The sequence below is a fragment of the Litoreibacter halocynthiae genome (genome assembly GCF_004365635.1).
GTDB lineage: Bacteria > Pseudomonadota > Alphaproteobacteria > Rhodobacterales > Rhodobacteraceae > Litoreibacter > Litoreibacter halocynthiae.
The window spans coordinates 253,523-265,343 of the sequence record NZ_SOBH01000003.1 but is presented as its reverse complement, the minus strand read 5'-3'; the positions used below and the strand labels follow the sequence as shown (position 1 = coordinate 265,343).

7 protein-coding genes are annotated in these 11,821 nt (G+C 51.9%); 4 read left to right on the top strand and 3 right to left on the bottom strand.

Translation table 11 applies throughout. The features are described from left to right. The first annotated feature begins 281 nt into the window (after nucleotides 1-281). Nucleotides 282-1,130: a 3-mercaptopyruvate sulfurtransferase gene (sseA, locus tag BDE40_RS13120; RefSeq protein ID WP_134015222.1), complete on the top strand. Its 849-nt coding sequence runs from the start codon at nucleotides 282-284 to the stop codon at nucleotides 1,128-1,130. Next, nucleotides 1,130-2,314, top strand: coding sequence for an amino acid aminotransferase (locus tag BDE40_RS13115; protein ID WP_134015221.1), 1,185 nt, complete (start codon nucleotides 1,130-1,132; stop codon nucleotides 2,312-2,314). The genes sseA and BDE40_RS13115 overlap by 1 nt, the downstream gene beginning before the upstream one ends. A 268-nt stretch (nucleotides 2,315-2,582) precedes the next feature. Here BDE40_RS13115 and BDE40_RS13110 read toward each other — a convergent pair whose 3' ends face one another. From BDE40_RS13110 to BDE40_RS13100, 3 genes are all read right to left on the bottom strand, one after another. Continuing rightward, nucleotides 2,583-4,235, bottom strand: a complete 1,653-nt coding sequence (locus BDE40_RS13110; protein ID WP_134015219.1) for a hypothetical protein — start codon at nucleotides 4,233-4,235, stop codon at nucleotides 2,583-2,585. A 1-nt stretch (nucleotide 4,236) separates the two neighbouring features. Then, a complete protein-coding gene (locus BDE40_RS13105; protein ID WP_134015218.1) occupies nucleotides 4,237-7,989 on the bottom strand; it encodes a hypothetical protein in 3,753 nt (1,250 codons plus the stop codon). Nucleotides 7,990-8,608: 619 nt separating this feature from the next. Further along, nucleotides 8,609-9,241 (bottom strand): tyrosine-type recombinase/integrase, encoded by a 633-nt coding sequence (locus BDE40_RS13100; RefSeq protein WP_134015215.1) that lies wholly within the window; start codon nucleotides 9,239-9,241, stop codon nucleotides 8,609-8,611. 366 nt (nucleotides 9,242-9,607) lie between these two features. Here BDE40_RS13100 and BDE40_RS13095 point away from each other — a divergent pair, with 366 nt between their 5' ends. Both BDE40_RS13095 and BDE40_RS13090 read left to right on the top strand, forming a co-directional pair. After that, entirely contained in the window at nucleotides 9,608-10,405 is a 798-nt protein-coding gene (locus tag BDE40_RS13095; protein ID WP_134015213.1) for a substrate-binding domain-containing protein, read from the top strand. A gap of 117 nt (nucleotides 10,406-10,522) precedes the next feature. Then, complete coding sequence (locus BDE40_RS13090) at nucleotides 10,523-11,818, top strand: sulfite oxidase (protein WP_134015211.1); 1,296 nt, start codon at nucleotides 10,523-10,525, stop codon at nucleotides 11,816-11,818. Nucleotides 11,819-11,821 lie beyond the last annotated feature (3 nt).

The following is an 11,821-nucleotide window of genomic DNA, read 5'->3' as shown; positions in this document are numbered from 1 at the left end:
CACCCAAAACAACGCTCTTGAACGGCTGGAATGGCGACACACGCTGCGTTGCGACAACAAAGGTGCCGCGTCTGCGAACAAATGCTGCGTCAGCAATAGCCGCGCTTGCCAAAGGCAACTTTGTCCCGCACAGCGGACCTTTCACACATCCAGAAGTCGAGTTCTCAACCTCCCCACCCAACGCGCAAAGCTTTTCCGTTTTGACGCCATGATGCGCCCCCCCACTTGCCTCCAAACCGCCACAGGTCTACCAAAAGGCAATCCCGTCTGGAGGCTTCCCAATGACTGACGATCCCAAAACTCTCGTTTCCACCAAATGGCTGGAGGATCACCTCAATGATCCCGACCTGAGGATCATCGACGCCTCTTGGTACATGCCCGATATGAACCGCGACGGTCGCACTGAATACGATCGCGGCCATATCCCGAACGCGCGGTTCTTTGACATCGACGAAATCAGCGACACGCGATCGTCCCTGCCCCACATGGCCCCTCCGGTGGAAAAATTCATGTCCCGCTCCCGCGCGCTTGGCGTCGGCGACGGGCACCAGATCGTGGTCTATGACGGCGCGGGCCTGTTCTCCGCCGCGCGCGTCTGGTGGCTCTACCGGCTGATGGGCAAGACCGACGTCGCCGTGCTGGACGGCGGCTACCCCAAATGGCTGGCCGAAGGCCGTCCGACCGAAGACCTGCCCCCCGTCCTCAAAGACCGCCACATCACAATTCACCGACAGGCGCATATGGTCCGCGACGTCACGCAGGTCGCCGCCGCCTCCAAACTTGGCGATCACACCATTCTAGACGCAAGAAGCGCGCCGCGCTTCAAGGGTGAGGAAGCCGAACCCCGCGAGGGGCTGCGCTCGGGTCACATACCCAGCTCGCAGAACATGCCTTACACGTCGCTTCTCAATTCAGATGGCACGATGAAATCCGTCTCCGACCTGCGCGAAATCTTCCACAACGCCAAGGTTGACCCGTCCAAGCCGGTCATCACCACCTGCGGCTCCGGCGTGACTGCCGCGATCCTCAGCCTCGCGCTGGAGCGTATCGGCAACCGCAACCACTCGCTCTATGACGGCTCATGGGCCGAATGGGGCCAGTTCGACCAGCTTGCCGTGGAGGAAGGATAATGTTCGAAGCCCTCAAAGCCCAACCCGCTGACAAAATCCTGTCCCTGATGGCCGCCTTCCGCGACGACCCGCGCGAGGACAAGGTCGACCTCGGCGTCGGCGTCTACAAGAACGCCGAAGGCCAGACCCCGATCATGCGCGCCGTCAAAGCCGCCGAACAGAAGCTCTGGCAGGTCGAGGACACCAAAAGCTACACCGGCCTCGCGGGTGATGCGGGCTATCACGAGGCGCTGCGCAGTTTGATCCTGAACGATACCGTCTCCAAGGATCAGGTCGCAGCCGCCGCCACCCCCGGTGGAACGGGTGCGATCCGGCAGGGGCTGGAGCTGATCCGCATGGCCGCCCCCGACGCCCGCATCTGGCTGTCCGCGCCCACATGGCCCAACCACCCGTCCATCATCAAATATCTCGGCATGCCGATGGCCGAATACCGCTACTTCGACGCGGAAACCCGCGGCGTGGACTTTGGCGGCATGCTCACTGATCTGGACACCGCCAAGCCCGGCGATGTCGTCCTGCTGCACGGCTGCTGCCACAACCCGACCGGCGCGAACCTGACCGCCAGCCAGTGGCAGGAGGTCGCGGATTTCCTCAAGGCCAAGCAGCTGATCCCCTTCGTCGACATCGCCTACCAGGGCTTCGGCGACGGGCTAGACGCCGACGCTTTCGGCCCACGCCACTTGGCGAAGACGCAGCCGGAAATGCTCATCGCCGCCAGTTGCTCCAAAAACTTCGGCGTCTACCGCGAGCGCGCGGGCCTGTTGATGGCGGTTTCCCAAGACCCGTCCAAGACGCCGCTGAACCAAGGCACCGTGGCATTCCTGAACCGTCAGAACTACTCCTTCCCGCCCGATCACGGCGCGCGGCTGGTAACGATGGTCTTGAACGACGAGGCCCTACGCGCCGACTGGCTGACCGAGCTGGAGGGCATCCGCACCGGCATGCTCACCCTGCGCCAATCACTCGCGGACGCCTTGCGCCAACGCACCAACTCCGACCGTTTCGACTTCATCGCCCAGCATCGCGGCATGTTCTCCCGCCTTGGTGCAACCGAGGCGCAGGTCGAGCAGATGCGCCAAAGCCACGGCATTTACATGGTCTCCGACAGTCGCCTGAACATCGCGGGGCTCAATGCGCAGTCGGTGCCGATCCTTGCGGATGCGATTGTGGCGGCGGGGGTTTAGGGGAGGTCGGTTAGCTTTGTCGGCTATGCGGACGAAGCGCCAATTCGCCGCGGTTGCGCCAATGTCTGCATTGAGGAAACGATTGGGCGCGTGCAGTCATCTAAGCCAGATATCAATCCTGCACTTTACGTTCTGTTTGATGCTCTGATGCATTGGCCAAAAGGTGTGCTCTACGGTGAAGGTTGATATCGAGGAGCCGCGTGCGACAGGTATGAAGGCGATGCATGTGGAGGCGCTGGAGCGGATCATCGAGCGCGACAGCCTCCGGTCACCTTAAAGTTGGTGGCAAATCAAGTTCGATGTTGCTGTCCAACGTTCGCAAATCATTGGTTTCAAAGTTAGGAGTCCAATCTCTCTGACGACGGCTTTCAGAAAAAAACGCACCAAATCTCCAATCATGTTCCCTCACCGCTTCGTATATTCGCCTTCGTACGAGATCGTTGTAGTCTGGACCAAATTTTCTAAACGTATCATTGGGATCAAGATGCCTTATCTCAATAGTCTGATCAAGAAGTCGATATTGATTGTCCCAAAACTCTCTGATTGCTGAGTTGTGAAGAGCCCTACGCCCTCTTCTATTGTGCATTGTTGTTGAATCAAAGGAGAGGCGCTCCGGTGGGATACCCCTCATATTTGAAATATGGTTTAACTCATCTACTGGAAACACATTCGGATACCGTGTGATGACCTGTAATTCAATCGCATGATGGACTTGTCCACCTCGACCGCGAGCAATTCCAAGCGCTCGCTGAAATTGGGGCCGAAGGCGATTGAACGCACGTCGAGCGGATGAAAAAACTGACCTTAGAGCGCTACTACTTAGAGGAACGGTTGTGATTTCAGGTGTAATTTGCATTCCTCCAACACGATCACTGTCCGAAATCGCAGGTTCCAATCCTCTATTTCCCTCAATGTGTCTACCGTTAGAGTTAGCGTTGCTAAAGTTAGCGTGGCGAGCGGACTCTGGCACATCACTTGCTGGTCCAGCCAGATTGTGATTATCGGGCAAATTTTGACCTCTCACGGCTTGATCGCTGATCCTGGGTAAGACGGGTGTTGTGTTGTCGAGTAATAATTGTCTATTTGGTTGAGACGCGGTGTCCGAAATAACTCGTCTTCCTGACCGCCGCGCTATTCCAGTAGCGAACTCCACAGGGGCAGCTAGTGCTCTGCGACCAGCAGAAAGTGCAGCACTTGCGCCACCAGTCGCAATAGAGATTGCTATTTCAATTAGTAATGGACCTAGAAATTTTCCCATTTCGAACGCACGGTCATGCGTGTCTTGCATGTTCAATAGTCGTACAAGCTGTTGAATTTTACGGCTGCTAATTCCTCTTCCCATTCTCCGTAGGCGGCCTTGCATATTGTTCCCGTTATATATGTTCCGCGCTTGATCTATTATCTCTTCGACAGAACTTCCGATCCTGTAGATCATGACTAAGACTTGTGCTTCCAAAACGGAACGCCCCACGCCTGCCCAAAAATACGCTGCTGTGTCTGGCCTAAGAAGAGCGGCGCCAGCCGAAGCCGCATGTAAATTCCACACGCTAGAGAAATTATTTCTTATGTGGTTTGGAACATCAAGAATACCGAGCCAAACACCGTCAAAATATGCTCCAATTCCCTCAGCAACCCTCGTAAATGGATTGCTGAAGTCGATAACAGGTCGGCCAAATTGGGCTGAATACTCGGATTGGATCTGGCTCACTGATTTGGCGCGATAGCGAGAAATGATGACGTAAACTGTTCTATATAATTCTATCGAAGATTCTTGTAATTCGGCAAGCTCTAATCGAAGTGAAGCTATTTGTACTCCGACCATACGATTTAATCTTCGTCCGCCAATTCTGGAGTCAAGCAACCGTTGCCTTAATTCAGAGCGAAATATCGTTACAAGTTCTTCAAGCTCGGGAGGGAGCATATTATTCGCCGTTTAAAATTTGCTGCGGATTACCAATAATTTCTGTGCGTTTATCAACATCAGGGTCGTCCAAAAGGGGTTGGTCTTGTGCTAATCGTGCGGCGAAGCGAAGGTTCTCCAGGCGTGCCTTGCGGACTTCCTCTTGGACCTTGTTTTGGTCGTGTTCACGATGAGCCCTTTTGAAGGGTTCAAGAAGTGTGTTTTCACCTACTAGGGCATCAAGATAGACCTGACCGGTATGAAACAACGTCTCAATTTCGCCGCCAGGGTTGGTCAGACTCAAGCGTTCGATGAGCTGTGCCAATTCCTGCTTCTCAATCTCGGAAAGAAACGGCGTCGGATCCGCGTCGGGGCTGGTTGCCGAACTATACTTAAAGTTCCAGGCTTCCTTTGCATAGGCAATCAGATCTTTGGCAGTGTAGGATCTATTGGTTGCCGGATCCTTGGTACCAAAATACTCATCAAAATAGCTGTGCAACATGACATCTGTGATCAGGCAGCATTCTCTGAGCGGGAAGATTGCAAAGTTACCTCTAAACCCCAGTGGACTGTCCAGATCCGCAATGTCAGCTAGTTTCCTGCGTGGGACATCGGACTGATCGGAGGGAGGGGTCGGCGCGTCAAATTCAAGGACATAGGGATTTGCGTCTCGGCGCAAGCCAGGAATGGGGGCTTGAAATTTGTCTCCTGGTTGTGGCCTGCGCAGCCGATAGTTGGTGTCTGAAGCCGGGAAGAAAGGAACTTCCATATCGTAGAGAGAGAAAAAGCGTTTGTCCTTATGTTCGCGTTTCCATATCTCGTGCATGTAGTGAAAGATGTTATCTTTGAGATGCAGAATGAACTGAGCGATCAATATGTCTTTACGCGACTTTTCAACCATGAGGTCAGAAAGAGCTTTCGAAGCTTGGTTGAGACCGTCTTCGGCGCTCCTCATGTGACGCACTTTAGCTTCGTATTCGCTTGTCAGGTAATTTAGGGCCTTCTCGGCGTTATCCGCTTTCGCCTGATAGTATTCTGGTGATTTCCCATCATTGTCGTCTCCAAAAAGTTCAGTGAGACCGCCGGACATGATTGCGCCAAATATATCACCAGCGGTGTCTTCCCGTTCCTCGGCGTCAATCGCATGGTTGCTGTAGCTTGTCACCCGCTCTCTATGAGACTTCACCATCTGCGCCAATTCAAGGGCGGAAGCCTCTGATGTATCGTAGAGTCTGGATTGCTTTTCGTGGGTCGCTTTCGCAATTTCGATACGAGCTAAATCAGCGGACAAACCGTCCTCGACAAAATCGAGTGCCCCCTCAAAATCGCTGCTTAACAGAACATCCCTGAATATTGAGCTATAGCGCATAATAAAAATTTCGTTGATCTCGTGGGGCGCTGGCATATCCAAAGCGACAGCGATCACTGGTTCGGCGCGCTGCATGTTGGTTGAAACTCTGTACCGGCGTTCAAGCTCATACAGAATGTACGTGACAGTAAGTTCATTGTTCGGGTTGCTGATCGTCCGTTTCGTCGAGACTTCTTCTTCGAAATTAGAAGTTGTATCGAATGAAATGTGAGTTTCGTTGTGTAATTTTTTTTCTACCTTGCTCACTCCTTCCAGGATTCTTTTGTTCGTTTTTTGACGTTCTTGAGCGGAATTATTTTTGGCAGATGCTTGGGCATTAATGTTAACGATGCCAAAATTGAGCCCGCCGTCGCCGCCAGCTTGCAGTTCCAACGCTTGCGTCACCTTGGCCATGGCAGTTACTTCAGATTTCGTCGTCTTCTGGTTTTCAAAATTTGTTTCGCGCAGCGTTTTTTCCAGCCTCTTTTCGTTTAAAGACTGCGTGGTTTCACTTTTATAGCTAAATTCGAAAGTTTCGCCCGGTGCTAGCGGAAATGTTGATACGCAGCGGGTTGGCTCCATTCCCATGGAGTAAAAGTTGGTTCGCGTTGTCTCCATTAGGCCGAAGTTGACAGAGCCGGGAACAAAGTAATTGAACACATACGGTTCGTTCAGTTGACTCTGCATTTGCAACGCAAGTCGCGCCAAATTATTCTGAGGTTTCGATGGGACGACATACGTAAGGGCGCCACCAGCGCTGTCGGGAGACCACAATTGGCGAACTGCATTCTCTGCTTGTTCAACGGCGTCGTCCATCCGAAGTTTGTCTTGGTTCGGGATGGATGGATCGTCACGCTGCCTCTCATAGTCTCTGAAAATATTTACGATTTCTACTTGCTTCGAGTCTGAAAATGAACTCCAGGTGTATGGATCCATCCGTGGAAGGTATTCCAGGACTTCCCTCGGAAGAACCGGCACAGCTCTGATTGCGTTGTCGGCTTCAGGATCACCAGCGATGCCGTTCAAGACTTTGACAAGTTCATTGTGTGCGTGAATAGATTCCATTTGAATTCGCCCAAACGGATCATCAGGCATTACTTTTACTGTTTCACGAAACAACTGGGAAGCAGTTTCTTCAAAGTTTTTGTCAAAAGTGGAGGTCCAAACGGATTCAAACGCAAGATTAAGAACATTGTAGTCGTACCAAGTCGCTACGTTGTCTGGCCCCCCTGAGTGTTCCAGACTACTGACGATCTCCTTTGTGCGATTTAAGTCGTTGGTTGAACTGGCTTGAGAAGACAGCTCCAAATCACTCTTTTGTACTGAAGGGATACTAGAAACTTGACTGGCTATTTTTCCGAGAATATCAGAGCGAAGCTGTTCCGGGAGGCTGGTGTCGTTCAAAATTTCGCCACCGTCCTCCGAAGTCACAACCGGCTTGGAAGCGCTGGCCAAAATTTCATTAAGAGCCTTCTTCGTTCTGATTTCAGTTAGTAGGTCTTTGTTCTTCTCTAAACCGCTTCCGTAGCCAAAATGCCGCATCAATTTACATAATGAAGGGCCTCTGGCAAAATCCACATCTACATCTACATCCAGTTCATCTATGTCCCAATCGCTTAGATGCAGAGAAATCGCATCCTTTGCGACAAACCAGTCAGGCATCACCGTCAAACCCTGGGTGATTTGCATCGGCGGCTCGTCACCCCAAAAATAATTTTCACTATTGCCGCCACCCTTTTGCAACGCAAGTGTCTTAAGCACTGCGGTTTTGGTGTGGGCTACAGCCTTTTCGAGGTCACTATTTTCATCTTTAAATTCAGCGTATAATTCTCTCTGCTGAACATCTATTGCGGCTCGAAGATCAAAACGATCCCTTGTTTGGCGTGCTAACTTTGCGCTGATTTCCTTCTTATCCGGCACTACTTTATCCGGTTTGACGATCATCCCCTTTGCAGCTAGCAGTTCCTCATCCAGTAGAATTATGTAGCCCTCAGTCCGACCAACGTTCATACGAACTTTGAGGTCCGAGATATGAAGAAGGCGGCTAGAGAAATCGATCCCGAATGGTGCGCTGTTCGAATTTTCGGAGAAGTCTGGTCCAAGAACAAGCAGCAAAAGGTCTGGGCGAGTACCATCAGCTTCTTTGACCAATTCATCTTCGTAGTGAAGTTCGAAGTAACCACTTTTATCGGTTAGGACACTTCCAATTCTATCGGGCTGGGTAAGCGATGGGTCTGGTGGGGGTAGATTATGTACCGCATCTGACGGAAGTAGATCGGATACAGCGGTTGGATTTAAACCCGTAATCCAACTCAGAAAACTCGCATTTGTATCCCTGTCAAATTCGTAAACAACGACAAGCAGATTTTCGATCCCTTGATGGTCGGACTTCTGCAGAATTTTTCCCGAAATTTGGTTATCATTCACTGAACTAATCTCCATTTAGGTCGCCAAATGTCAGAGTTAAATCTGTGGCGGGTGTGAAGAGCCGGTACTGGCTCGTCGGAGTGCTGTGCCGGGCGCAGAGATCGAACGAGGCAAGATCGCCGCAGAAGCTGATGGTAGCAACTGATGGAACAGTGTGGACGCACTGTGTTGAAGTGGTCGCCCAAGTCCTCAATCAGAATCTGTAAATACCTAAGCGAATAGGCCGATAGTTTCCAAATAGAATAATAATTGATGCATCATGCCGCTGTTTTTTGCCGCACGCAAGCTTCCTGCACACGCAGCGCCCTAGCGCATGCGTTTAGTGTATGACTGGAGTCTGACTTCTGATGTCAGCCAGTGGGACAATGATAGTGTCGAAGCCAAAAACGGTCGTTTTTGTCACTTACCCTTGGTTCACCGAAATCATTGGAAAATCTTGTGACACAAACCCTTAGCAAAACCCTGTTTGATTTTGTCACGTTTTGGGCCACGTCTTGAAAACCGGACATTCGTGCGCAGTGCGGCATAAGGTAAAGTGGGCTCAGCGCTGCCGTAGGAAGTATCAAACGATCAAGGCCGCTTCGAAATGACGAACGGCTCCAACCGTTCGTCAGAATTCTCAGATATCAATCCTTTCTGCTATGCTCAGCGCGTCTTCGAGCTCGACCCCCAGATATCTGACTGTGCTATCAATTTTTGTGTGGCCAAGCAGTAGCTGAACAGCACGCAGGTTGCCTGTCTTGCGATAGATTTCCGCCACCTTCGTTCGGCGCATAGAGTGGGTGCCGTAGCCACTAGGTTCCAAACCAATCGAGACAACCCAATCCCGAACCAAGCGCCCATACTGGCGCGTTGATATGTGCGGCCGATCATGAAATCGGCTCGGAAATAAGAACTGACGCCCGATCATTTCCGGAAACTTAATCCAGTTGGTCACAGTTTCTCGCGTGTTTTCAGCCAGTTCAAACTGCACAGGCTTGTTCGTTTTACTTTGAACGACGGACACGCGTTCACGAATTCTGTCGTCCCTGAGAAGGTCAATGACCTTCAGTGACACCAAGTCGCAACCGCGTAACTTGCTATCTATTGCGACGTTGAACAATGCGAGATCGCGGAGATTACCCGCTAGTTCGAGGCGAGCGCGGATGGCCCAGACCTGTTTTGGCAGAAGCGGGCGCTTTTGCCCGACGAGGCGACCCTTATTCCAGGCTCTTCGTTTTGGGGTGACAGCGGGAAGTTGAACTCTTGGCATGATTTGCCCTCCATCCAACCCTCCTACCCAAACATCAACACAGCGCTGACGACGTATCATAACCTAAAAACTAATGTCGGCTTCGCCGCTGGCTCGCCATCAAGTGTTTCTGCGAAAGCAAAGGGCGGCTTCGAACCCATACCGTTGAAAAAGCAGTGCCGAATTCTGCTTATTACTTCTTTACGCAACCACTCAAGACACTACCAATTTCCCTCGCTTTGGCTATGGAAGCGGCGTCGGAACACCAGCTGGAATTACGCTTTTTCGTACAGTTGACATTTCTTTTGGAAGAATTCGGGGCGCTCGCACGTTAATGTTGGAGTGACACCAACGAGTGCTGCCTCAACCTTTCGGAAGGAACACAAAATGCGAACCACAGCCATTCTTGCAACAACTGTATTGATTGCCAGCCCTGTGCTGGCCCAAGATACGCAATTTTATGATTCAGCTATCAAACACATGCCAAAGGACGGCATCGTTAAGCTCTATGGTGCTGGGGGTCCACATACTGCATTTAAGAAAGTCGCCGAAGTTTGGGAGACGCAGACTAGCAACAAAGTTGAAATTATTGCAGGCCCAGAATCCAAATGGTCCGCAGCGGCTCAGGCGGATGCTGACATTCTTTGGGGCACATCTGAACAGTCGATGACAGCGTTTTTGCAGACGTACCTGACATTTTCGTCCGATCAGGTTGATCCGATCTATATTCGTCCGACAGTGATCGCTGTGAAGGCAGGCAATCCTAAAGGTATCGACGGTTTCGATGACTTGCTGAAAGACGGAATAAAGATTGTGGTGACTGAAGGCTCTGGTGTCTACAATACCTCCGGCACCGGCACATGGGAAGACGTGGCTGGCCGTACAGGCAACCTTGAAGATGTGCGCGCGTTTCGGAAAAACATTGTGAGCTATGCCCTCGGGTCCGGTGCCAGTTTTAAAGCATTCAAAGATATGGATGCTGATGCCTGGATTACTTGGCCAAATTGGCCAATCACACATCCGGACGTACTGGACATGGTACAAATCGACGATGACCGCCAGATTTGGCGCGATGTGAATGTGGCCGTCGCACCCGATGCCGACCCTGAAGCGCAAATGTTCCTTGATTTCCTGATAACAGACGAGGCCCAAAGTCTCATGAAAACAGAGGGATGGGTTCGTTAAGAAGCGTTTTTTAAGAAAAGGTGTAGGGCTGCGGGAATAAAACCCGCGGCCCGTACGTCAATATCGAAAGACCTTGGGTGCGCGATTGCATACCGAGGCACTGCCAGGGAGGAACATATGGCACTCGATGATGACAAAAACAAAACGGTCCACGGATTTTTTTCGAAAGACCCTGAAAAAGCGGACAAGGAATTTTTTGGCCGCGTCGCCAATCCTGACCGTCGCGGATTTCTGAAACGCACCGGCTATGCCACGATGGCGGCTATGGTTGGGACATCAATCCCGTTTTCAGATAAGATGCCCATCGGGTTTGTCCCTGCTGCCTTCGCACAGGACGACATTTTGATGGGTAAGGATGGTCTGACATTGCTAAACGATCGACCGATCAATGCCGAAACACCCCCTGAATTTCTCGACGATGCAATAACGCCAACCGCGCGGCACTTTGTGCGCAACAATGGCATTCCACCCGAAGACGTCGATCCAGCGACTTGGACGCTGACCATCGACGGTTTTGTTGACGCACCGATGGAACTGACCATCGCCGATCTGCGTGATCAATTTGAAGTCGTAACAATGGCTTTGACGCTCGAATGTGGAGGCAATGGTCGGGGATATTTCAATCCGCCTGCCAAAGGCAACCAGTGGACCTATGGTGCAGTTGCTTGCTCTGAATGGACAGGTGTGCGTCTGAAAGATGTGCTGGAGAAGGCTGGCGTGCAGGCAGGCGCGATCTATACTGCGCATTACGGTGCAGACGCGCATTTATCAGGCAATCCTGACAAACTGCCTATTTCTCGCGGGATGCCTATCGATAAGGCGATGACTGACAACATCTTGATTGCGTTCGAGATGAACGGCGATGCACTCCACCCGTTGAACGGCGCACCCTTGCGTCTTGTTGTACCGGGCTGGCCTGCGTCTACAGCGCAGAAATGGCTGACACGCATCCAGCTGCGCGACATCGTTCACGATGGACCGAAAATGACCGGCACCGCCTACCGTGTGCCCAATCGTCCGGTCGAGCCAGGTGAGGACGTGGACAAAAAAGACTTCGTTATCATTGAGCGGATGCCTGTGAAGTCGCTGGTTACATTCCCCGCCAACGGTGCTGCATCCGGAATGGAGACTGAAGTACGTGGCCATGCATGGTCAGGTGACAGGACCGTCGATAAGCTCGAAATTTCCATCGACTTTGGCGCGACTTGGCAGGATGCCGATATGGACGCACCGGTCAATTCAGGCGCATGGCAAAACTGGCGGTCAAACGTGACCTTCCCCATTGCAGGATATTACGAGGTTTGGGCGCGCGCCACAGACAGCGAAGGCGACATGCAGCCGTTTGCGATTGATTGGAATCCCAAAGGGTATCTCAACAACACCATGCACCGCGTCGGCCTGCGGGTGAGTTAATCT